General features: G+C 62.8%; 21 protein-coding genes. 10 read left to right on the top strand and 11 right to left on the bottom strand.

What is annotated here, in order from left to right:
• Window positions 1-96 precede the first annotated feature (96 nt).
• Both ompR and ACF8E5_RS09150 read left to right on the top strand, forming a co-directional pair.
• Window positions 97-837, top strand: a complete 741-nt coding sequence (gene ompR / locus ACF8E5_RS09155; protein ID WP_058637080.1) for a two-component system response regulator OmpR — start codon at window positions 97-99, stop codon at window positions 835-837.
• Between the two features lie 13 nt (window positions 838-850).
• Complete coding sequence (locus ACF8E5_RS09150) at window positions 851-2,164, top strand: ATP-binding protein (protein WP_392475177.1); 1,314 nt, start codon at window positions 851-853, stop codon at window positions 2,162-2,164.
• 84 nt (window positions 2,165-2,248) lie between these two features.
• Here the strand turns inward: ACF8E5_RS09150 and rimK are convergent, their stop codons facing one another.
• Complete coding sequence (rimK, locus tag ACF8E5_RS09145) at window positions 2,249-3,154, bottom strand: 30S ribosomal protein S6--L-glutamate ligase (protein WP_027914119.1); 906 nt, start codon at window positions 3,152-3,154, stop codon at window positions 2,249-2,251.
• Entirely contained in the window at window positions 3,151-3,633 is a 483-nt protein-coding gene (locus ACF8E5_RS09140; protein WP_023535750.1) for an ATP-dependent zinc protease, read from the bottom strand. The genes rimK and ACF8E5_RS09140 overlap by 4 nt, the downstream gene beginning before the upstream one ends.
• 109 nt (window positions 3,634-3,742) lie before the next feature.
• On the opposite strand from ACF8E5_RS09140, the gene ACF8E5_RS09135 reads away from it, so the two are divergent.
• Entirely contained in the window at window positions 3,743-4,144 is a 402-nt protein-coding gene (locus ACF8E5_RS09135) for an RNA-binding S4 domain-containing protein (protein ID WP_027914118.1), read from the top strand.
• A gap of 24 nt (window positions 4,145-4,168) precedes the next feature.
• On the opposite strand, the gene ACF8E5_RS09130 is transcribed toward ACF8E5_RS09135, so the two are convergent.
• On the bottom strand, window positions 4,169-4,963 hold the full coding sequence (locus ACF8E5_RS09130; protein ID WP_197844585.1) for a phosphatase PAP2 family protein: 795 nt from the start codon (window positions 4,961-4,963) through the stop codon (window positions 4,169-4,171).
• 105 nt (window positions 4,964-5,068) lie between these two features.
• On the opposite strand from ACF8E5_RS09130, the gene hslO reads away from it, so the two are divergent.
• The 3 genes from hslO (at window position 5,069) to ACF8E5_RS09115 (ending at window position 8,262) form a co-directional block, all read left to right on the top strand.
• Window positions 5,069-5,968 carry an Hsp33 family molecular chaperone HslO gene (hslO, locus tag ACF8E5_RS09125; RefSeq protein ID WP_058604728.1) on the top strand — a complete coding sequence of 300 codons (900 nt, stop codon included), beginning with the start codon at window positions 5,069-5,071 and terminating at the stop codon, window positions 5,966-5,968.
• Window positions 5,969-6,147: 179 nt separating this feature from the next.
• On the top strand, window positions 6,148-7,689 hold the full coding sequence (locus tag ACF8E5_RS09120; protein WP_196185996.1) for a phosphoenolpyruvate carboxykinase: 1,542 nt from the start codon (window positions 6,148-6,150) through the stop codon (window positions 7,687-7,689).
• Window positions 7,690-7,824: 135 nt separating this feature from the next.
• Window positions 7,825-8,262 (top strand): thioesterase family protein, encoded by a 438-nt coding sequence (locus tag ACF8E5_RS09115; protein ID WP_196185997.1) that lies wholly within the window; start codon window positions 7,825-7,827, stop codon window positions 8,260-8,262.
• A gap of 50 nt (window positions 8,263-8,312) precedes the next feature.
• Here the strand turns inward: ACF8E5_RS09115 and ACF8E5_RS09110 are convergent, their stop codons facing one another.
• The 3 genes from ACF8E5_RS09110 to fdhD form a co-directional block, all read right to left on the bottom strand.
• On the bottom strand, window positions 8,313-8,792 hold the full coding sequence (locus tag ACF8E5_RS09110; RefSeq protein ID WP_058605994.1) for a glycine zipper domain-containing protein: 480 nt from the start codon (window positions 8,790-8,792) through the stop codon (window positions 8,313-8,315).
• 195 nt (window positions 8,793-8,987) lie between these two features.
• On the bottom strand, window positions 8,988-11,333 hold the full coding sequence (locus tag ACF8E5_RS09105) for an FdhF/YdeP family oxidoreductase (RefSeq protein ID WP_392475176.1): 2,346 nt from the start codon (window positions 11,331-11,333) through the stop codon (window positions 8,988-8,990).
• Between the two features lie 5 nt (window positions 11,334-11,338).
• On the bottom strand, window positions 11,339-12,169 hold the full coding sequence (fdhD, locus tag ACF8E5_RS09100; RefSeq protein WP_058637086.1) for a formate dehydrogenase accessory sulfurtransferase FdhD: 831 nt from the start codon (window positions 12,167-12,169) through the stop codon (window positions 11,339-11,341).
• A gap of 191 nt (window positions 12,170-12,360) precedes the next feature.
• On the opposite strand from fdhD, the gene lysM reads away from it, so the two are divergent.
• Complete coding sequence (gene lysM, locus ACF8E5_RS09095; RefSeq protein ID WP_058605997.1) at window positions 12,361-12,801, top strand: peptidoglycan-binding protein LysM; 441 nt, start codon at window positions 12,361-12,363, stop codon at window positions 12,799-12,801.
• Between the two features lie 59 nt (window positions 12,802-12,860).
• On the opposite strand, the gene yrfG is transcribed toward lysM, so the two are convergent.
• A complete protein-coding gene (gene yrfG / locus ACF8E5_RS09090; RefSeq protein WP_058605998.1) occupies window positions 12,861-13,523 on the bottom strand; it encodes a GMP/IMP nucleotidase in 663 nt (220 codons plus the stop codon).
• 63 nt (window positions 13,524-13,586) lie between these two features.
• Here yrfG and nudE point away from each other — a divergent pair, with 63 nt between their 5' ends.
• Both nudE and cysQ read left to right on the top strand, forming a co-directional pair.
• Window positions 13,587-14,153 carry an ADP compounds hydrolase NudE gene (gene nudE, locus ACF8E5_RS09085; protein ID WP_058605999.1) on the top strand — a complete coding sequence of 189 codons (567 nt, stop codon included), beginning with the start codon at window positions 13,587-13,589 and terminating at the stop codon, window positions 14,151-14,153.
• A complete protein-coding gene (gene cysQ, locus ACF8E5_RS09080; RefSeq protein WP_058637088.1) occupies window positions 14,150-14,968 on the top strand; it encodes a 3'(2'),5'-bisphosphate nucleotidase CysQ in 819 nt (272 codons plus the stop codon). Before nudE ends, cysQ begins: the two co-directional genes overlap by 4 nt.
• A gap of 254 nt (window positions 14,969-15,222) precedes the next feature.
• On the opposite strand, the gene ACF8E5_RS09075 is transcribed toward cysQ, so the two are convergent.
• From ACF8E5_RS09075 to rfbC, 4 genes are read right to left on the bottom strand one after another with little or no spacing between them, the layout of a single operon-like run.
• Window positions 15,223-15,678: a YiiD C-terminal domain-containing protein gene (locus ACF8E5_RS09075; RefSeq protein WP_182139393.1), complete on the bottom strand. Its 456-nt coding sequence runs from the start codon at window positions 15,676-15,678 to the stop codon at window positions 15,223-15,225.
• Window positions 15,678-17,081 (bottom strand): sigma-54 dependent transcriptional regulator, encoded by a 1,404-nt coding sequence (locus tag ACF8E5_RS09070; protein ID WP_182139392.1) that lies wholly within the window; start codon window positions 17,079-17,081, stop codon window positions 15,678-15,680. The genes ACF8E5_RS09075 and ACF8E5_RS09070 overlap by 1 nt, the downstream gene beginning before the upstream one ends.
• Entirely contained in the window at window positions 17,078-18,892 is a 1,815-nt protein-coding gene (locus ACF8E5_RS09065; RefSeq protein ID WP_058605940.1) for an ATP-binding protein, read from the bottom strand. The genes ACF8E5_RS09070 and ACF8E5_RS09065 overlap by 4 nt, the downstream gene beginning before the upstream one ends.
• A 42-nt stretch (window positions 18,893-18,934) precedes the next feature.
• Window positions 18,935-19,480 (bottom strand): dTDP-4-dehydrorhamnose 3,5-epimerase, encoded by a 546-nt coding sequence (gene rfbC / locus ACF8E5_RS09060; RefSeq protein ID WP_058638940.1) that lies wholly within the window; start codon window positions 19,478-19,480, stop codon window positions 18,935-18,937.
• A 268-nt stretch (window positions 19,481-19,748) separates the two neighbouring features.
• On the opposite strand from rfbC, the gene aguA reads away from it, so the two are divergent.
• On the top strand, window positions 19,749-20,855 hold the full coding sequence (gene aguA / locus ACF8E5_RS09055; RefSeq protein ID WP_058605942.1) for an agmatine deiminase: 1,107 nt from the start codon (window positions 19,749-19,751) through the stop codon (window positions 20,853-20,855).
• Window positions 20,856-20,927 lie beyond the last annotated feature (72 nt).

Here is a 20,927-nt window from a genome sequence, read left to right as displayed (position 1 = left end):
TGGAAGTGGCGTCCCGGGAAAAATCTGCTAACAATGCTCACGGCACGCGTTGCAGCGGCTACGCCATAATGCGCAGCGATACCAGAGGAGTAATTCATGACCGGCACGCCAACTACCGCTGAAGGTGAAAAAATTCTGATCGTCGACGACGATCCAGGGCTCAGCAGCCTGCTTGAACGTTTCTTCACCAGCAAGGGTTATCGTGCCCGCGCGGTCCCCAACACCGAGCAGATGGACCGCCTGCTCCAGCGTGAAGTGTTCAACCTGGTGGTGCTCGACCTGATGCTGCCGGGCGAAGACGGCTTGTCCGCCTGCAAGCGCCTGCGCCAACAGAACAATCAGATCCCCATCATCATGCTCACGGCCAAAGGTGACGAGCTCAGCCGCATCAAGGGCCTGGAACTGGGCGCCGACGACTACCTCGGCAAGCCGTTCAACCCCGACGAGCTGATGGCCCGGGTCAAGGCCGTGCTGCGCCGCCAGGCACCTTCGGTACCCGGTGCGCCGGGCAGCGAGGACGAGTCGGTCACCTTCGGCGACTACGAGCTGTCCCTGGCCACTCGCGAACTCAAGCGTGGCGACGAGGTGCACATGCTCACCACGGGCGAATTCGCCGTGCTCAAGGCCCTGGTGATGCATGCTCGCGAACCGTTGACCCGCGACAAACTCATGAACCTGGCACGCGGGCGTGAATGGGATGCGCTGGAGCGCTCCATCGACGTACAGATCTCGCGCCTGCGCCGCATGATCGAGCCAGACCCGTCCAAACCGCGCTACATCCAGACGGTATGGGGTGTGGGCTATGTGTTCGTACCGGATGGAAACGCCGGCAAATGACGCTGCTGCCTAGATGAAGACGCCGCTGTGGTTTCCGCAGAGTTTCTTCGCGCGCACCTTGTGGCTGGTGCTGATCGTCGTCCTGTTCTCCAAGGCGTTGACCCTGGTCTACCTGCTGATGAACGAGGACGTTTTGGTCGATCGGCAGTACAGCCACGGCGTGGCATTGACCTTGCGCGCCTATTGGGCGGCCGATGAAGAGAACCGTGACCAGATCGCCGAGGCGGCAGGCCTGATCCGGGTAACCGGTGCTGGCGTACCGGAGGGCGAGCAGCACTGGCCCTACAGCGAAATCTACCAACGGCAGATGCAGGCCGAGCTTGGCGAGGACACCGAGGTACGGCTGCGCATCCATGCACCGCCTGCCTTATGGGTCAACGCGCCCAGCCTGGGCCCGGGCTGGCTGAAAGTGCCGTTGTATCCCCACCCGTTGCGCGGGCAGAAAATCTGGAACGTGCTGGGCTGGTTCCTGGCCATTGGCTTGCTGTCCACTGCCTCAGCCTGGATATTCGTGCGTCAGTTGAACCAGCCGCTCAAACGCCTGGTGTTCGCCGCGCGCCAGCTTGGCCAGGGGCGCAGTGTGCGCCTGCCGGTCAGCGACACGCCCAGCGAAATGACCGAGGTGTACAAAGCCTTCAACCAGATGGCCGAGGATGTCGAGCAAGCCGGGCGCGAGCGCGAGTTGATGCTGGCTGGCGTCTCCCACGACTTGCGCACCCCGCTGACCCGGCTGAGACTTTCACTGTCCTTGCTCGGCAGCGACAGTGAGCTGAGCGACGACATGGTGCGCGATATCGAAGACATGGACGCCATTCTCGACCAGTTCCTGGCGTTCATTCGCGACGGGCGGGACGAGCCCATCGAAGAAGTCGATCTTGGCGCGTTGGTGCGTGAAGTGGTCGCACCCTACAACCAGCCCGAGGAACGTGTTCGCTTGTGCCTGGAGCCCATACCGCCGTTTCCATTGCGCCGGGTGTCGCTCAAGCGCATGTTGGGCAACCTGATTGGCAATGCCCTGCACCATGCGGGCAAGGGCGTCGAGGTTGCAGCCTATGTCTCGGGGGACGAAAGCGCCCCGTATGTGGTGCTGAGCGTGCTTGACCGAGGGGCAGGAATCGACGAATCCGAGCTCGAGACCATCTTCAACCCGTTCATTCGGGGTGACCGTGCCCGAGGCGGCAAAGGCACCGGGCTGGGCCTGGCCATCGTCAAGCGAATCGCCGCCCAGCATGGCGGCAACGTCGAGCTGCGCAATCGTTCTGGGGGCGGTATCGAAGCGCGGGTACGGTTACCCTTGGGGCTGCTATTGCCGCGCAACGCTGTCTGATCGCAAGTCTGGCACTGGCGTGCTTCCAGGGGCCGATCAGCCACCGAGGAAGCAGGCTGGCCTGGTAGGCAGCCAGCGGGGCGATCAGCCCTTGCCCTTGGTTCGGGTCTGGTTGGGCCCGCCGTTCTTCTCCAGGTGTTCGAAAATCATGCCGGCTACGTCCTTGCCGGTAGTCACCTCGATGCCCTCCAGCCCCGGTGACGAGTTGACCTCCATCACCAGTGGGCCGTGGTTGGAGCGCAGAATGTCGACGCCGGCCACGCTCAAGCCCATTACCTTGGCTGCGCGAATGGCCGTCATGCGCTCTTCCGGGGTGATCTTGATCAGGCTGGCAACCCCACCACGGTGCAGGTTGGAGCGAAACTCGCCGGGTTTGGCCTGGCGTTTCATCGACGCGATCACCTTGTCACCCACCACGAAGCAGCGGATATCAGCGCCACCGGCTTCCTTGATGTACTCCTGGACCATGATGTTCTGCTTGAGCCCCATGAAGGCTTCGATCACAGATTCGGCTGCCTTGGTGGTTTCGCACAGCACCACGCCAATGCCTTGGGTGCCCTCGAGGACCTTGATCACCAGCGGGGCGCCGTGGACCATCTGGATCAGGTCCGGAATGTCATCAGGCGAATGGGCGAAGCCAGTTACCGGCAAGCCAATGCCGCGGCGTGACAGCAATTGCAACGAGCGCAGCTTGTCGCGCGAACGTGCGATGGCGACCGACTCGTTGAGCGGGTACACCCCCATCATTTCGAACTGGCGCAGCACAGCGCAGCCATAGAAAGTGACAGAGGCACCAATGCGCGGGATGACTGCATCGAACCCCTCCAGTGGCTTGCCGCGGTAGTGAATTTGCGGCTTGTGGCTGGCGATGTTCATATAGGCCCGCAGGGTATCGATCACCACCATCTCGTGACCACGCTGGGTACCGGCTTCGACCAGGCGGCGGGTGGAATACAGACGCGGATTACGCGAAAGCACAGCGATCTTCATGCAGCACCTGTCAAGGTAGTGTGGGTGGCCGGAAAGGCAGGTTTGTCTTGTACGTACTTCAGGCCCGGATTGACGACCAACTGGCCATGAATCAGGGCCTTGGAACCCAGCAACAGGCGGTAACGCATGCTCTTGCGGCAAGCCAGGGTAAATTCGACGGCCCATACCCTGTCACCCAACGCGAGCGTGGTGCGAATGACATAACGGGTTTGGGCGTGGCCATTGGAGCTTCGAATGGTTTTCATGCTCACCAGCGGCGCCTCGCAGCGGCGGTGACGCAATTGCACGATCGAACCCAGGTGCGCAGTGAATCGGACCCACGGCTGGCCATTGCGTTCGAAAGGTTCTATCTCGGTGGCATGCAGGCTGGAGGTGCTGGCGCCGGTGTCGATCTTGGCGCGTAGCCCTGCCACGCCCAGCTCGGGCAAGGCTACCCATTCCCGCAGGCCAATTACAGTCAGATGATCAAATGTCTTCACGAAACGCACCCAGCGGATGAGAGAGTGAACTGTAAGCATGGCGGGGAATTTTTGCATCCGATGCTTACGGTAGTACAGTTCCCCCAATCACGGAATTCGAGGTATCGGGATGGCACAGAAAGTCGAAGATGACGACAAGGTTCGCCTGGACAAATGGCTGTGGGCGGCGCGTTTCTACAAGACGCGTGCGCTGGCCAAGGCGGCCATCGAAAGTGGCAAGGTGCATTGCCGTGGCGAGCGATGCAAACCGGGCAAGGAGCCGCGGGTGGGCGATGAATTCGTCCTGCGTACGGGCTTCGACGAGCGCACGGTGGTGGTAAAGGCGCTGTCGGCGGTGCGCCGCGGTGCGCCTGAAGCGCAGGCTTTGTATGAAGAAACCGAAGAAAGCGTGCGCCGGCGCGAGCAGGCTGCGGCGCTGCGCAAGGCCGGTGCCACCGGTGTCACCACCGATGGGCGGCCGACCAAGAAGCAGCGCCGCCAGATACATCAATTGCACGGAAGCTTCGAGTAGCCGGGGCCGCGAGGCGGCCCAGGCTTAGCGCAGCACGGCCATCCGACCGACCAACGGCAACCTGCCCAGCAGCCTGAACAGCGGGGCGGTCCAGCGCACCAGCGCAGCACTGCTTCTGGCCGCCAGGGGCGTATACAGGCTCCAGCCCAGTGCCAGCACCGCCATCAACAGGCCGCCGATGTAATCATCCTGGCCCCAGTGTGCGCCAGCGACCAGGCGTGGCAGCATGAACAGCACCGCCAGCCCCCAGATCACCAGGTACTGCCCGACGCGGCGACTGAAGACGCTCATGAACAGCGCCCAGATGAGCAGTACTGAAGCATGATCGCCCGGGAAGCTCTTGCTGGAACGGTCCTTGAGCTCCCAGGTTGCCTCCAGGTGTGGGTAGTAGTCACTCAGGTGCACGGCGCCATCGAGCATCATCGATGGGCTGTTGTGTTGCCAACCGGCAGCGTCGACCCACTTGGAAAACAGTGCTCGAATCACCACTAAGAGCAGTAGCGTGACCAGAAAGCCGAAAAATGCCTGGCGAACCTGGGCGGCCTTGAATACCCAGTCGCCCCGGATCAGCGTGGCCAGCAGGATCAGGCCGACGACGATGTCGAACGGGCGCAGGCTGCCAATGGTCCAGATGTAGCGCCAGGCGGTGCTTTCAGCCAGCGGTGCGTTGAGGCTGTGGAACAGCCATTCGTCGAATGTCAGGCACAGCATCTGGCCAACAGGCCATAACCAGAAACACAGTAGTGCGATGGGCAGTAGCGTACAGGCTACCAATGGCCCCCAGGACCACCTCGCTTGGAACAGTGGTCGATTGTCCATAAGATACCTCGATCTCCTAACGGGAATGAGCGCCCGAAACGCTCGACGACGGGATTGCAAATCCCGGCAATTATCTTGTCATTATTTTCAGATAGCCAGACAACCATGAGCGATTTGCCAGATACAGATTTCACCCAACGTTTCATCTTCGACGAGCGCGATGTGCGCGGCGAGTGGGTGTCTCTCGATGACAGCTACGCCGCGGTGTTGGCGCGTCACGAGTACCCGGCGCCGGTCAAGACCTTGCTCGGCGAGCTGATGGCCGCCACCGCGCTGCTGGTCGGTGCCCTCAAGTTCGACGGCCTGCTGATCCTGCAGGCGCGCTCGGAAGGGCCTATTCCATTGCTGATGGTCGAGTGCTCCGGGGACCGAGACATCCGCGGCATGGCCCGCTACGAGGCCGACCAGATTGCAGCCGATGCCACCCTGTCCAATCTGATGCCAGGCGGGCACCTGACGCTGACCATCGATCCGGTCAGGGGCCAGCGCTACCAGGGCACTGTCGAGCTCGACGGTGCCGACCTCTCGGAATGCTTCACCAATTACTTCGTGCAATCCCAGCAGCTGAACACTCGGTTCTGGCTGCACGCCGAGGCGGGCAAGGCCCGTGGCCTGCTGCTGCAGCAGCTGCCGCGCGACCGTCAGCCCGACGACGAGGAACGTGAAGACAGCTGGCAGCATGTAGTGGCCCTGGCCAAGACCCTCAAGCCGCAAGAGTGGGCCGAAGCCAACGAAACCCTGCTGCACCGCCTGTACCACGAAGATGCCGTGCGCCTGTTCGACGTCCAGCCTCTGCGCTTCAACTGCAGCTGCTCGCGCGAGCGTTCCGGCAATGCGCTGGTAAGCCTGGGTGAAGCCGATGCCAAGGCGTTGGTAGAGGAATGCGGGGGTACGGTGGAGATCGACTGCCAGTTCTGCAATGAGCGGTATTTCTTCGATGCCAGCGATGTCGCACAGCTCTTTGCGGGCGGCGGCACGGACTCTGCCTCAGAAACTCTTCACTGAAACGTTTCACTACAGGAGATTCTCCTGTCGAATTGCGCAAAAGCTCGGTTCTGACAGGAGGGGCCTACTTTTTTTGGGCGTTTCTGGCATAATCCGGCCACTTTTTTCGCTGTAGTAGTTTTTCTGAAACGACTACAAAACGTTTGGAGCACTCGGCCTCGGGCCGGATGGGGTATCTCATGACGCAAGCCAACAACACCGTGTACACCGACCTGAGCGTCGATGAGCTGGTAAAAGAAGCGCTGCAACGCGGTGAAGGTGTACTAGCCGACACGGGTGCACTGGTCGTGGAGACCGGCCACCGTACCGGCCGTTCCCCGGCTGACCGTTTCATCGTCGAAGAACCTTCCACCCAGGACGCCATTGCCTGGGGCCCGATCAACCGCAAGTTCCCGGCCGACAAGTTCGATGCCCTGTGGGACCGCGTCGAGGCGTTCAACAACGCCCAGGATCACTTCGTTTCCTACGTCCACGTAGGGGCGGCGGCCGAGCACTACCTGCCAGTCAAGATGACCACCCAGACGGCCTGGCAGAACCTGTTCGGGCGTTGCCTGTTCATCAACCCGGAGCAGTTCAACCCGGCTGGTCGTGGCGAGTGGCAGATCCTCAACGTCGCCAACTTCGTCTGCGCGCCTGAGCGTGATGGCACCAACTCCGATGGTTGCGTGATCATCAACTTCGCCCAGAAGAAAGTGCTGATCGCTGGCATGCGTTACGCTGGCGAAATGAAGAAAGCCATGTTCTCAGTGCAGAACTTCCTGCTGCCGGCTGCCGACGTACTGCCAATGCACTGCGCGGCCAACATCGGCGAAGAGGGTGATGTCACCCTGTTCTTCGGTCTGTCCGGCACCGGCAAGACCACGCTGTCGGCCGACGAGAGCCGCTACCTGATCGGTGACGACGAGCACGGTTGGGGTGAAGGTGTCGTCTTCAACATGGAAGGTGGCTGCTACGCCAAGTGCATCGACCTGTCCGAGAAGAACGAGCCGGTCATCTGGAAAGCCATCAAGCATGGCGCCGTCCTGGAAAACGTCGTGCTCGATGCCAACAAGCACGCCGATTACAGCGACGTCAGCCTGACCCAGAACAGCCGCGCCGCCTACCCGCTGGAACACGTGGCCAAGCGCTCCGAGGCTAACCTGGGTGGTGAGCCGAACGCGGTCATCTTCCTGACCTGCGACCTGACTGGCGTACTGCCGCCCGTATCGATCCTGAACAACGAGCAGGCGGCCTACCACTTCCTGTCCGGCTACACCGCGCTGGTCGGTTCCACCGAAATGGGCTCGGGCGGCGGCATCAAGTCGACCTTCTCCACCTGCTTCGGCGCGCCGTTCTTCCCGCGCCCTGCTGGTGAGTACGCCGAGCTGCTGATCAAGCGCATCAACGGCTTCAACTCCAAGGTCTACCTGGTCAACACCGGCTGGACGGGCGGTGGCTACGGTGTGGGCAAGCGCTTCAGCATTCCGACCACCCGTGCCGTGATCGCTGCCATCCAGAGCGGCGCGTTGGTCGGTGCTGAAACCGAGCACCTGGACATCATCAACCTGGACGTGCCGAAGTCGGTACCAGGCGTCGAGACTGACCTGCTCAACCCGCGCACCAACTGGGCTGACAAGGCTGCCTACGACGAAGCCGCCAAAGGCCTGGCCAACCTGTTCATCGAAAACTTCAAGAAGTTCGATGTATCCGACGCCATCAAGGCTGCGGGTCCTCAGCTGTAAGCTGAAGCAGGTTGTAGTAAAAGAGCCGCCCTTCGGGGCGGCTTTTTGCTGGGGGCTTCAAAAGGGTTAATTCGATCAAACGGCTCATTTTCTGGTTCACTGTGTACACCCAATGTGAAGCCGTGAGCCCGCCCGATGATCCAGCCTCCCCAGCGCACTGCCTTTTCCCACGTGCATCCGATCCTGACCCGCGCGCAAGACAACGACGCCAACGGCCATATCGCCGGCTCGACCGTGCATGCGTACTTTGAAACGGCCATCCATGCTTTTCTGATCGAACACGCGGAACTGGACCTGCGCGACGGCGAACTGGCGGCGTTCGTTGTCAGCTCGGCGGCAGACTTCTACGCCCTGCCGGGCTTTCCGGACGTACTGGAGGTGGCGCTGGGGGTGACGCGTCTGGCTGGGAGCACCGTGGAGTACCGGCTGGCGCTCTATCGCCATGGTGAGGCCCAGGCTTGTGCGGCGGGGACGGTGGTGCAGGTGTTCATTGACCGTGCCAGTGGCCAGCCGGTAGTGCTACCGGCGCAATTGGCGGCGAGGTTAGCGGCGCTTGCAGAGCGGGCTCAATAAAAACCCCGCCATCAAGGCGGGGTTCTATGCGCAGCGGCTACCCTGACTCATCAAGGGTGGCGATGGCGGCCGTGCTTGCGGTGGCCATAATGGTGACCACGGTCCCAGTGACGACGGTCGTCGTAGTCGCGGCGGTAGCGGCGATGGTCGCGGCGATCATCCTGATCGGCCTTGTTGCCCATGTAGTTGCCCAGGGCACCGCCTGCGCCACCGCCAGCGGCTGCACCGATGTAACTGCCGGTGGTGCCACCAACGCTACGGCCTACTACGTTGCCGCCTGCTGCGCCGAGCGCACCGCCGATGGCCGCTTCGCCGCGCTGACGCTTGTCGGCGCCGACCGCACTGCCGGCGGCGCCGCCCAGGCCTGCGCCAATGGCGCCGCCAGTGCTACCACCAATGGACTGGCCTACGACTGAGCCCAGTACCCCACCCAATGCGCCGCCAATGCCGGCCTCGGTGGAGCCGCCTGCCATGGCAACGCCGCTGAGCAAGCCAAAAGACAACAACAGAATCGAGGAGTACTTCTTCATTCAAGAGAGCCTCAGAAGGATGACGAGGCGAATGTGCTTCTATCTGCGTCCAGTGGCAACGAATATCCGACGAATTGCACGGGTTGTACACAATTCGTCAACTCATTGATTTATAAGTGAAACTTTATCTTTTTCCTGCGGTCTTATGCTCTTGTGACAGAGCCCTGATCCTGCATTGGACCAGGGCTTTTTCATTCAGAGAATTCGTCCGTCGTCCTCGGCGCGTTCCAGCTTGATGGCAATGAACTTGGACGTTGGCGTGTGGCTACCCTCGCCAATGCTCTCCAGCGGTACCAGCGGATTCACTTCTGGATAATAGGCCGCTGCCTGCCCGGCAGGTATGTCGAACGCCAGGAGGGTAAAGCCGCGCACTCGGCGAACATGCTCATCCCCCCACAGTGAAACGATGTCGACCTTCTGACCAGGCTTGAAGCCCAGCCGAACGATGTCGGCTTCGTTGGCGAACAACACGTCGCGCTGGCCGCGCACGCCTCGGTAACGGTCGTCCAGGCCATAGATGGTGGTGTTGTACTGATCGTGCGAGCGCATCGATTGCAATACCAAGTCCGGCACCTGGCCGCTGGCACGCACGCGCTCGTCGAGCAGCGAATCTGGCAGCAGGTTGGCTTTGAAGTTGGCGCGGCCATTGGCCGTGGCCCACTCACGCCGGCCGGCGCTATTGCCCAGGTAGAATCCCCCAGGCTGCCGCATGCGCTGATTGAAATCAGAGAAGCCTGCAATGGTGTCGGCGATCAGAGCCCGAATACGGTCGTAGTCGGCCACCAGCCATTGCCAGTCCACAGGGTGTTTGCCCAGGGTGGCAGCAGCGATGCCAGCGATGACCGCGGGCTCAGACCGCATCTGCCGGGACAGTGGCTTGAGCTGGCCGTTGGAGCCGTGGACCATGCTGAACGAGTCTTCGACGGTGACCGCTTGAGGCCCGTCCGCTTGCATGTCGATGTCGGTACGGCCCAGGCAAGGCAGGATAAGCGCCTGCTTGCCGTGAACCAGGTGGCTGCGGTTGAGCTTGGTGCTGATGTGCACGGTCAGTTCGCAGTTGCGCAGCGCTCGCGCGGTGCGCTCGGTGTCAGGCGTGGCCTGGGCGAAGTTGCCGCCTAGTCCGATGAACACCTTGGCGTGCCCCTGGAGCATGGCATGGATGGCCTCGACGGTGTTGTGCCCGTTCTTGCGCGGCACCGGGAAGCCGAAGCGCGCTTCGATGGCGTCGAGCAGGGCGGCCGGCGGACGCTCGTTGATACCCATGGTGCGGTCGCCCTGCACGTTGCTGTGACCGCGAACCGGGCACAGCCCGGCCCCTGGCGCGCCGATGTTGCCGCGCAGCATTTGCAGGTTGACCAGTTCCTGGATGGTCGGCACCGAGTGACGGTGCTGGGTGATGCCCATGGCCCAACACATGATCACGCGCTGGCTCCGGCAGTACATGCGGGCGGCCAGTTCGATGTCTTCGAGTGCCAAGCCCGCCTGCTGCTGGATATGCGCCCAAGGCGTGGTATCGACCACCGCCAGGTAGTCGTCCAGGCCATGCCCGTGCTCGGCGATGAAGGCGTGGTCGAAGACCGCCGGCTCACCCTTGGCCTGCGCCTCACGCTCCCATTGCAGGGCGAACTTGGCCATGCCCCGCAGCATGGCCATGTCGCCACCCAGGGCCGGGCGGAAGAACGCGGTGTTAGTGGGGCGGTCGCTGTTGGTCAGCATCTCCAGCGGGTTTTGCGGGTGCTGGAAGCGTTCCAGGCCGCGCTCCTTGAGCGGGTTGATGCACACCACCTGCGCACCGCGTTTCACGGCATCGCGCAGCGGGTCCAGCATGCGCGGGTGGTTGGTGCCCGGGTTCTGGCCCCAGACGAAGATCGCGTCGGCGTGCTCGAAATCCTCGAACGTGACGGTACCCTTGCCTACCCCCACGCTCTGCCCCAGCGCCACACCGCTGGCCTCGTGGCACATGTTCGAGCAGTCCGGGAAGTTGTTGGTGCCGTAGGCGCGCACGAAGAGCTGGTAGAGGTACGCCGCTTCGTTGCTGGCGCGCCCGGAGGTGTAGAACTCGGCCTGGTCAGGGCTTGCGAGCTTGTTCAGCTCTCGGCCGATGAGGGCGAACGCGGCGTCCCAGCTGATGGGCTGGTAGCGATCAGTGGCGGCGTCGTACACCATCGGCTCGGTCAGTCGGCCTTGGTACTCCAGCCAGTAATCGCTTTGCTGCAGCAACGAGGTGACGCTGTAGCGGGCGAAGAATGCAGCGTCCACGCGGCGTTTGGTGGCTTCCCAGTTGACCGCCTTGGCGCCGTTTTCGCAGAACTTGACCATGCCGCTTTCAGGCGAGTCGCCCCAGGCGCAACCTGGGCAGTCAAAGCCGCCGTTCTGGTTGGTCTTGAGCAGGGCACGGATGTTCTTCAGCGGGTTGTCGCTGCCAACCCAGGCTTTGGCCACGCTGCGCAATGCACCCCAGCCGCCGGCAGGGCCGTGGTAGGGCTTGTAGCGAGGAGAGGAGGCTGGGGCGTTTTTCGGAATAGGCTGGTACGAGGTCACGGCTGTTACGACTCCGCCGCCGGGCTGTAGACCCGCGGTGCGCTGTGTTTGGGCAAATGAATGAGGTTGAGGTTGTGCCTGCGTGCCCATTGCAGGGCCAGGCCCGTAGGCGCCGACAGGCTGACCAGGGTCTGGATGCCGGCACGCAGCACCTTCTGGATCAATTCCAGGCTGCAACGGCTGGTGACGATGGCCAGGCCGCCGTCGCTGTCGATACCCTGACGCAATAGTGCGCCAATGAGCTTGTCGAGGGCGTTGTGCCGGCCAATGTCTTCGCGGCCCAGCAGCAGTTCGCCATGGCGGTCCATGAACAAGGCCGCATGCACGGCGCCGCAGTGCTGGCCCAGCGGCTGAAAGGCGTCGATCCGCTGGCGCAGGCCGACCAGCCACTGGGCAGGGGGCAACGGTGCGCCCGGCAATTTGGCCAGGTCCGGCAGCGCCTGCTCCAGGGCTTCGACGCCGCACAGGCCACAGCCGCTGGTGCCGGCCAGTTGGCGGCGTTGGTTCTTCAGGTTCCAGAAGGCGCGGCTGGAGATTTCCAGGTCTGCATACATCGAAGCGCCGCTTCCCGACAGTTTGACGTCGTAGATTTCGGCAGTGCTTTCAACGATGCCGCTGCCCACACTGAAGCCAACGGCAAAATCTTCCAGGTCGGTCGGGCTGACGAGCATGACGGCCTGGTTCAGGCCGTTGTACACGATCGCCAGGGCGACTTCTTCGGCCAGTGGCGTGCTGCCGGGCTGGCCATCGCCGAGCTGGACGTAATCATAGGTAGTGCTGGCGGCGGGCATGGCTAACGGTAACGAGGCCGCACACAGCGGTGGCTTGCTGTTCATCCAGGCGTGCTCTTGATCGGCGACGGGCGCCGGCTTACTGAGGCTACAAGCCTAGGCTTGCCTGCCGGCGACGTCTAATTGCTAGGGTCTATGCCGTGATAGACCGCGTCGATAGGTCGCAGTGCGATGACCGATTGAGTCTTGGCCCAGACTTCATTGTCCAACGGTTTCACATCAACAAGGAGAGCGTCATGAGTCTATTCAGCTTTGTGAAGGAAGCAGGCGAGAAGTTGATCGATCTGCTGACCCCCGGCAATGCCAAGGCCGAGGAGCAGTTGAAGAAGCACGTCGAAAACGTCGGGTTGGGTAACCCCAACATCACTGCCACCGTGGAAGGCGACAAGGTCACCCTCAAGGGCGAGGTGGCCAGCCAGGAAGAGAAAGAGAAGATCATTCTGGCAGCCGGCAACATTGAAGGCGTGGCCAGCGTCGACGACCAGATCACCGTCACCGGCCCCGTAGCCCAGGCGGCGCGCTTCGTGACCGTGGAGAAGGGCGATACCCTCAGCGCCATCTCCAAGAAGGTCTACGGCGATGCCAACAAGTACCAGAAGATCTTCGAGGCCAACAAGCCCATGCTGTCGGATCCGAACAAGATCTATCCGGGCCAGGTGCTGCGTATTCCCGAGTAACCGATAGGCCCATCCAGAGGCTTGTCACCGCAACTCGCGCCCATGGCGCGGGTTTGCGTTCAAAGACCGTTCAGCAATTCCCGATAGTCTTCGACAGCTGCGAACTCTGCGGTGTCTCGAGGCTGCGCCTGGCTGTCCGGCTGGCGCACCGCCAGCAAGTGGCCCACGCCGAATTGCCGGGCACTGCGCAAAATGGGCAGCGTGTCGTCGATGAACAGGCTGCGGGCAGGTTCAAAGCCGATATCGGCCTGCAAGGCATCCCAGAACTGCGGGCTCTCCTTGGGAAACCCGTAGTCATGGGAGCTGATCATGCGGTCGAAGTAGGGTGCCAGTTCGATGCGTTCGAGCTTGAGCGAGAGTGAATCGCGGTGTGCATTGGTGATCATGATCACCCGCTTGCCTGCCTGGCCGATCGCGGCCAGAAAGGTATCGGCATCGGGCCGCAAGGCGATCAGGTCGGCGATTTCGCGCTTGAGCTCGCGGATCGGCAGGCGCAGCTCACGGCTCCAGAAGTCCAGGCAATACCAGTTCAAGGTACCGGCGTTGCGCTCGAACAGCGGCTCGAGTTCCAGCTGCGCCATCGCCCGGCTCACGCCGTGCAGCTCTGCATAGCGCTGCGGCAGGTGCTCCAGCCAGAAGCGGTTGTCGTAGTGCAGGTCGAGCAGTGTGCCATCCATGTCCAGCAGGACGGTATCGATGGCGGACCAGGGAAGAACAGGCATGGGAAACTCTCGTTCGGTCGGCAAGCCACGGTATAGTAACCCGTTCACGCCAAGGAGCCCCCCATGCGCCAGAAACCTACCGTCCTCAGCCGCGAGATCGTCGCCAGCAGCCGCCTGTTCCGAGTTGAGGCCGTCGAGTTGCGCTTCAGCAACGGCGTGGAACGCACCTACGAGCGGCTGGTGGGCCGGGGCAATGGCTATGGTGCGGTGATGATCGTGGCCATGCTCGATGCCGAGCACGCAGTGCTGGTGGAAGAGTACTGCGGCGGGACTGACGAATATGAACTGTCGCTACCCAAGGGCTTGATCGAACCGGGCGAGGACGTGCTGGCGGCAGCTGACCGGGAGCTCAAGGAAGAAGCCGGCTTTGGTGCACGGCAACTGGAGCACCTGACCGAGCTGTCCCTGTCCCCGGGCTACATGAGCCAGAAGATCCAGGTGGTACTGGCCACCGACCTGTATGAGGAACGGCTGGAGGGCGATGAGCCGGAGCCGATGGGCGTGGACAAGGTCAACCTGCGGGAGCTGTCGGCCTTGGCCATGCACCCGCAGTTCAGCGAAGGGCGTGCGCTGGCTGCCTTGTACCTGGCGCGTGACCTGCTGATCCAGCGCGGGGTACTGGCACCATGAACGATCAGCAATTGATGCAGGACGTGGTGGCGTTGGCGCTGTCGGCGGGCGAGGCGATCCTGCCGTTCTGGCGCGCTGATGTGGCCGTCGTCAACAAGGCCGACGACTCGCCCGTCACGGCTGCCGACCTGGCAGCACACCAGGTAATTACAGAGGGCTTGCAGACCCTGGCCCCGCACATTCCCGTCCTGTCCGAAGAAGACTGCGATATCCCGTTGGCGGAGCGCCAGACGTGGCGCCGTTGGTGGTTGGTCGACCCGCTCGACGGCACCAAGGAGTTCATTGCCGGCAGCGAGGAGTTCACGGTCAACATTGCCTTGATCGATCAGGGCGAGGTGGTGTTTGGGGTAGTATCGATGCCCACTTCGGGGCGTTGCTACTTTGGAGGGCGGGCACTGGGTGCCTGGCGAGCGGAGCGGAGTGAAACCGCGCAGGCCATCCAGGTGCGCGCCACCCCGCCTGCCGGGTCGCCGTTCACCGTGGTTGCCAGCCGCCGGCACTCCAGCCCTCGGCAAGAGGCTTTGCTGAACGGGTTGAGTACTGCGGTGGGGCCGCTTGAGCTGGTTTCGGTGGGCAGTTCACTGAAGTTCTGCCTGTTGGCCGAAGGCAGCGCCGACTGCTACCCACGCTTGGCGCCGACCTCCCAGTGGGACACGGCGGCCGCCCAGGGTGTGGTCGAGGGTGCCGGGGGCGAGGTGATTGAGGTCGACGGCCAACCCTTCCGCTATCCAGCGCGCGAATCGCTGCTCAATCCCTACTTCCTTGCCCTGCCGGCGGGGGCCCGTTGGCGAGAGGCTTTGCTTGGGCTTGTTTGACTGGCGAGGATAAGTGTGGCTTTAGGGATTGAAATTGTTCATGGGTAGAGGACCGAAGGGGCCGCTTTGCGGCCCATCGCGGCCGGTCCGGCGCCCCGGCAAAGCCGCTTCCATCCGAGAAATCGATAGCCTTTTTTAATGCACGGACCCGCAGGCAAATGCGGTCTTTGTGGGAGCGGCCTCGTGCCGCGATGGGCCGCGAAGCGGCCCCAGTTCCCGGTTTCAATCAAGACCGCCAATTGGCCGCCCGCCGCTCACCTGTGCAACACATACTGCCCGCTGAACATCACCGCCACTTCATCACTGCCCACATTGCTCACCGTTGTTTCCAGCGTCAGCCGTGCCCGCCCACGCCGCTGATACATTGCCAGGAATCGCGACCAGGCCTTCTCGTCCGGAGCAGCGCAACTGGCCACGGCAGCGCCGGTAACCGGCAGCGGGTAGCTGATCTGCCCTTCCTGAATGACGATGTGCCCATCATCGATGCCCAGTTCCTTTAGCCGCAGGTGCAACCAGCCCCAGCCGGCCAGTACCGCTGCGCAGTAGAGGCTGCCGCCGAACATGGTGTTCTTGTGGTTGACGTTGGCGGCCAAGGGCAGTTGCAGGCGCAGGGTATGCTGTTGCCAGTCCAGTACCTCCAGGCCCATGTCCCGGGTCAATGGAATATCGGAGTGAAGCACTGTCTGCAGAGGGTGAATCGGTTTGCTCATCAACGGGTTTCCTCATGGTCGTCATGGCCACCGCCGCCGCCTTCGAAGCTCAGGCCATGCTTGCGCAACTTGTCGTGCAGCGTCTTGCGTGGAACACCCAGCGCTTCGGCCAGGCTACGCAGCGAGCCGTGCGGCTGAGCCAGTTCGGCCGTGATCAACGAGCGTTCGAAGTGCTCGACCTGCTCGCTCAGGTTGCCGGTGACGGGGGCGGGAGCGTGGGTTGCAGGCGGCGCCTGGCCATCGAGCGCCAGTTCCAGCCCGAGGGCGAAGCGTTCGGCCGCGTTTTGCAGTTCGCGCACGTTGCCCGGCCAGTCATGACGCAGCAGCAAAGCCCGTTGCGCGGGTTGCAGGGCGTGCGGCCCCAGGCCATGGCGCTGACTGGCGGCATCGGCGAAATGCTGGAAGAGCATCAGGATGTCGTCGCCACGTTCGCGCAGCGGCGGAATGCGCAAGGGCGCGACGTTCAGGCGGTAATACAGATCGGCGCGAAAACGCCCCTGGTCGGCGGCCTGGCGCAAGTCTTCCTTGGTGGCGGCGATGATGCGGATGTCCAGCGGTATCAGCTGATTGCCACCCAACCGCTCGACGACGCGCTCCTGCAGCATGCGCAACAGCTTTACCTGCACATCCAGGCTCATGCTTTCGATTTCATCGAGGAACAACGTACCGCCATTGGCAAATTCGAATTTGCCGATGCGGCGTTTTTGCGCGCCCGTGAAGGCGCCGGGCTCATGGCCAAACAGCTCGCTCTCGACCACCGATTCGGCCAAAGCGCCAGCGTTGATGGCCACGAAGGGCCCGTCCCGGCGGCTCGACAGGTCGTGCAGGGCGCGGGCGACCACTTCTTTGCCAGCCCCGGTCTCACCAAGGATCAATACGTCGGCTCGCGTGCCGGCGAGTGCGCCGATCTGCTCGCGCAGACGCTGCATGGCCGCAGACTGGCCCACCAAACGTGTGGCCAGTTGCTGGCGGTCGCTCAATGCCATGCGCAGGCTGCGGTTCTCCAGCACTAATTGGCGCAGTGCCAGGGCGCGGCGCACGCTGTCTAGCAGGGCGTCGCTGGCGAAGGGCTTTTCCAGGAAGTCGTAGGCACCGGCGCGCATGGCTTGTACCGCCAACGGGACATCGCCGTGCCCGGTGATCAACAGCACCGGTAGCTCGCTGTCCAGGCCATGCAATTGCTCAAGCAGCTGCAGGCCATCGATACCCGGCATGCGGATATCGCTGACTACAACGCCTGGCCAGTCTGCCGGGATACGCTCGGCCAGACCATGGGCATCGGCCAATGCCACGACCTTGAGCCCGGCCAGGTCCAGCGTCTGGCTCAGGGCCTGGCGCAGGTGTGCGTCGTCGTCGACCAGGATCACCTGGGCGCGACTGTCGATCAGTGTTTCGGGGCTCATGCCGAAGAATCCTCTGAATTGGGCAAGGTGGCACCCGGTGGGGCTACGCGCATTTTCAAGGTCAGCAACGCACCGCCCTCGGGGTGGTTGGCCAGCAGCAGCTCACCCCCTAGGGTGCGCATCAGGCTGTCACATATGGCCAGGCCCAAGCCCAGCCCCTGGGTGCGGGTCTTGGTGGTGAAAAAGGGCTCCATGGCATGCTCCAGTGCCTGACGGCTGAAGCCGGGGCCGTTGTCGCGAATGGAGAGATAAACGCAATCGTCCTGCTGTTCGGCACTTATCCACAGCCGGCGCGGGTTGGCCTTCTCGGTCAACGCGTCCAGGGCATTGGCCAGCAAGTTGCCCAGTACCTGGCGCAGGCGGGTTTCGCCCGCCTGTACCCACAGCGTGGCTTCCGGCAGGTCGCGCACCAGCTCAACCGCCATTGCCCGGCGACGTTTGGCAAGCAGGGCCAGGGCGTCGTCCAGGGCCGGTTGCAGGGCTACGCTTTCTGGAGCGTGGCGGTCGCGGCGGGCAAAGGCACGCAGGTGGGCAATGATCGAGGCCATGCGTCCGGTCAGCTCGCCGATCAGTTTCAGGTTGCCGCGCGCGTCTTCGGTACGTTGGTGGTCCAACAGGATCTCGGCGTTTTCGGCATAGCTGCGAATGGCTGCCAGGGGCTGGTTGAGCTCATGGCTGATACTCGCCGACATGGTGCCCAGCACCGACAGCTTGCCTGCCTGCACCAGTTCGTCCTGGGCCCTCACGGCCTCCTGCTGGGCATTCTCGCGTTCGAGCACGGCGCTTTTGAGGCGCGCATTGAGCCCTTCGAGGTCGGCGGTACGCTCGGCCACCCGCTGTTCGAGTTGCTGGCGCCCGCGGGCCTCGAAATCGATGCGGTCCATATAATGACGGCGCCGCTGCATCACCAGGCCGGTCAGCAGCACGATGACCAGCAGAGCGCCGGCACCGATGGCCGTGACCGTCTGCGCGGAGCGGTCCACCAGGATGCGCGGCGCAAGTATGCTGACCTGCCAGCCGGTTTCTGGAATGGCCCGGGTCTGGGTGATCCAGGCATCGTCACTGATCACCAGCGGCTGGGGGGCCTGGGTTGGGTACGGCTGGATGGCGATGATGGCCTGGCGCTCGGCTGCGGTCAGCGGCCGGGTAGCGCGAAAACGCCACTCCGGGCGTGACGTGAGGATGACCACGCCGTTGTGATCGGTCAGCAACAGTTGCTCGGGTGTGCGGCCCCATAAGGTCTCGGTATGATCGAGGTCAACCTTGACCACCAGCACACCGACGGTGCGTTCGCCGTCGCGCACGGCGGCGGCGAAGAAATAACCCCGCTTCGCGGACGTTGTGCCCTGGCCGAAGAAACGACCGAGGTGCCCGGCCATGGCTTCGTTGAAGTAGGGGCGAAACGCGAAGTTGCGCCCTACGAAGCTGTCGTGTTTGTCCCAGTTTGAGGCCGCCAGGGTATTGCCGCTGACGTCCATGAGGTACATCACCTCGGCGCCGGTCTGCTGCACGATGTTTTTCAGCAGGCGGTTGGCATTGGTGACCGCTTCCAGGCGAAACGGGTCGGCCAGCACCCCGCGCAGGGCTGGCAAATCGCCAAGGATCTGCGGCAAGGTTTCATAGCGGTGCAGCGTGCCCAGCAGGTTGGCGACATACAGGTCGAGGGTCTGCCGGTTCTGCGAGGCCAACTCTTGCCGGTAATAGCGCTCAGCCAGGTGATGCAGCGGCCATAGCAGCGGCACCAGGCACAGCGCCAGTAAAGCCAGGCTGCGCCAGCGAGGGCGGCGAGGAGGGGTGTTCTTGGCGATCATCACATCATTGCGTCAGAAGGGTCTGAAGCAATTATGCGCTAGTTAAGGCAGCACTTGTGCTTCTGCCCACGACACGCCCAGCTTGTCCTTGTCTGAGAGCACAGGCGGCTGTTGCAGACCCCAGTCGATGGCCAGTGTCGGGTCGTCCCAGCGGATGCAGCGGTCGGCCTGTGGGTTGTAGTAGTCGGTGGTCTTGTACAGAAACTCCGCCGAATCGCCCATCACCGCAAAGCCATGGGCAAAGCCTGCCGGGATCCACAGCTGACGATGGTTTTCCGCCGACAGGTGCACTGCCACCCACTGGCCGAACGTGGGCGAGTGCCTGCGCACATCCACGGCCACATCGCGGATCTCGCCCTGTACCACGCGCACCAGTTTGCCTTGGGTATTGGCCACCTGATAATGCAGCCCACGCAGCACGCCCCGGCCAGAGCGCGAGTGGTTGTCCTGGACGAACTCGACCTTGGCGCCGGTCAGCCGGGCAAACTCGCGGGCGTTGAAGGACTCGAAGAAAAAACCTCGGCTGTCGCCGAAGACCTTGGGTTCGATGATCAGCACTTCGGGAAGGGTAGTGGGTATCACGTTCATCGGGAAACACTCTGCATGCTGTGCGTTATGACCCTAGCTGGCAGAAGCGTGCTTGTCCTGTCGAGCAAGGCGCGCGGCACTGCTCTGGTCAATGCTAGGGTGAAGGTTGCGCCCGACCGGCGTCACGTATTTGCCGATTATTATCGAAATATTGTGTCGGGATTATCAGGGTCATGCGGCATTATTCTGTTTCAACGCGGATTTATATCGGTTATAAACGCCTTTTACGCCCATACCCTTCCGGGCAGGGCCATGACAGAGGTCAACGATGAAAACCCTCACTTCCACGCCCCGTGCCGATGGTTTCCACATGCCCGCCGAATGGGCCCCGCAAACCCAGGTCTGGATGGTCTGGCCCGAGCGGCCGGATAACTGGCGCCTGGGCGGCAAGCCGGCACAGGCGGCCCATGTCACCCTGGCCAAGGCGATCGCGCGCTTCGAACCGGTCACCGTGGGCGTCTCTGCCGGCCAGTATGAAAACGCGCGTCGCCTGCTGGACCAGCCCAATATCCGGGTTGTCGAACTCAGCAGCGACGATGCCTGGGTGCGTGATACCGGCCCCACGTTCGTGGTCAACGACAACGGCGAAGTGCGCGGCGTAGACTGGGACTTCAACGCCTGGGGCGGCTTCGAGGGTGGCCTGTACGCACCGTGGAACAAAGACGAGGCGTTGGCTGGCAAGGTGCTGGAGATGGAGCGCTGCCAGCGTTATCGCACCGAAGGGTTCGTGCTCGAAGGCGGCTCGATCCATGTGGACGGCGAAGGCACGGTGATCACCACCGAAGAGTGCCTGCTGAACCACAACCGTAATCCACACCTGAACCGCGAGCAGATCGAAGCTGTGCTGCGCGACAACCTCGCGGTCGATACCGTGGTCTGGCTGCCGGACGGCCTGTACAACGACGAAACCGATGGACATGTCGACAACTTCTGCTGTTACGTGCGCCCAGGTGAAGTGTTACTGGCCTGGACAGATGACGCGAACGACCCCAACTACGCGCGTTGCCACGCGGCCATGGAAGTGCTGCAGACCACCCGCGACGCCAGGGGACGGGCCTTCGTCGTGCACAAGATGCCAATACCCGGGCCGCTGTACGCCACCGAAGAGGAATGTGCCGGCGTCGACCAGGTGTCGGGCAGCCAGGAGCGTGACCCTTCGGTGCGTCTGGCAGGCTCGTACGTCAACTTCCTGATCGTCAACGGCGGCATCATCGCGCCGAGCTTCGACGACCCGGCCGATGCCGAGGCCAAGGCCATACTGTCGAGCATCTTTCCTGACCATGAGGTGGTGATGATCCCTGGGCGGGAATTGCTGTTGGGCGGCGGTAACATTCATTGCCTGACCCAGCAGCAGCCGGCGCCTGTGCACCGTTGATGGCCCGTGGGGCGCGGCGAGGGTGTACGCTCGCTTCCCAGCCCGGCGACGCCTGGCACGTGTAGTGGCATA

Source organism: Pseudomonas sp. WSY_20, assembly GCF_043104335.1.
Classification (GTDB): domain Bacteria; phylum Pseudomonadota; class Gammaproteobacteria; order Pseudomonadales; family Pseudomonadaceae; genus Aquipseudomonas; species Aquipseudomonas parafulva_B.
The sequence above is the reverse complement of the archived record's forward strand: the minus strand, read 5'-3'. Positions and strand labels throughout refer to the sequence as shown.

Excerpts from the sequence above, each read along its gene's own strand:
- yrfG (WP_058605998.1), bottom strand. The coding sequence starts at position 13,523 with ATGCCTGTTCTTCCCTGGTCCGCCATCGATACCGTCCTGCTGGACATG.
- ACF8E5_RS09070 (WP_182139392.1), bottom strand. The coding sequence starts at position 17,081 with ATGAGCCCCGAAACACTGATCGACAGTCGCGCCCAGGTGATCCTGGTC.
- rfbC (WP_058638940.1), bottom strand. The coding sequence starts at position 19,480 with ATGAACGTGATACCCACTACCCTTCCCGAAGTGCTGATCATCGAACCC.
- ACF8E5_RS09110 (WP_058605994.1), bottom strand. The coding sequence starts at position 8,792 with ATGAAGAAGTACTCCTCGATTCTGTTGTTGTCTTTTGGCTTGCTCAGC.
- rimK (WP_027914119.1), bottom strand. The coding sequence starts at position 3,154 with ATGAAGATCGCTGTGCTTTCGCGTAATCCGCGTCTGTATTCCACCCGC.
- ACF8E5_RS09130 (WP_197844585.1), bottom strand. The coding sequence starts at position 4,963 with ATGGACAATCGACCACTGTTCCAAGCGAGGTGGTCCTGGGGGCCATTG.
- ACF8E5_RS09150 (WP_392475177.1), top strand. The coding sequence starts at position 851 with ATGAAGACGCCGCTGTGGTTTCCGCAGAGTTTCTTCGCGCGCACCTTG.
- fdhD (WP_058637086.1), bottom strand. The coding sequence starts at position 12,169 with ATGAACAGCAAGCCACCGCTGTGTGCGGCCTCGTTACCGTTAGCCATG.
- ACF8E5_RS09115 (WP_196185997.1), top strand. The coding sequence starts at position 7,825 with ATGATCCAGCCTCCCCAGCGCACTGCCTTTTCCCACGTGCATCCGATC.
- ACF8E5_RS09135 (WP_027914118.1), top strand. The coding sequence starts at position 3,743 with ATGGCACAGAAAGTCGAAGATGACGACAAGGTTCGCCTGGACAAATGG.
- ompR (WP_058637080.1), top strand. The coding sequence starts at position 97 with ATGACCGGCACGCCAACTACCGCTGAAGGTGAAAAAATTCTGATCGTC.
- hslO (WP_058604728.1), top strand. The coding sequence starts at position 5,069 with ATGAGCGATTTGCCAGATACAGATTTCACCCAACGTTTCATCTTCGAC.
- ACF8E5_RS09120 (WP_196185996.1), top strand. The coding sequence starts at position 6,148 with ATGACGCAAGCCAACAACACCGTGTACACCGACCTGAGCGTCGATGAG.
- lysM (WP_058605997.1), top strand. The coding sequence starts at position 12,361 with ATGAGTCTATTCAGCTTTGTGAAGGAAGCAGGCGAGAAGTTGATCGAT.
- aguA (WP_058605942.1), top strand. The coding sequence starts at position 19,749 with ATGAAAACCCTCACTTCCACGCCCCGTGCCGATGGTTTCCACATGCCC.
- nudE (WP_058605999.1), top strand. The coding sequence starts at position 13,587 with ATGCGCCAGAAACCTACCGTCCTCAGCCGCGAGATCGTCGCCAGCAGC.
- ACF8E5_RS09065 (WP_058605940.1), bottom strand. The coding sequence starts at position 18,892 with ATGATCGCCAAGAACACCCCTCCTCGCCGCCCTCGCTGGCGCAGCCTG.
- cysQ (WP_058637088.1), top strand. The coding sequence starts at position 14,150 with ATGAACGATCAGCAATTGATGCAGGACGTGGTGGCGTTGGCGCTGTCG.
- ACF8E5_RS09075 (WP_182139393.1), bottom strand. The coding sequence starts at position 15,678 with ATGAGCAAACCGATTCACCCTCTGCAGACAGTGCTTCACTCCGATATT.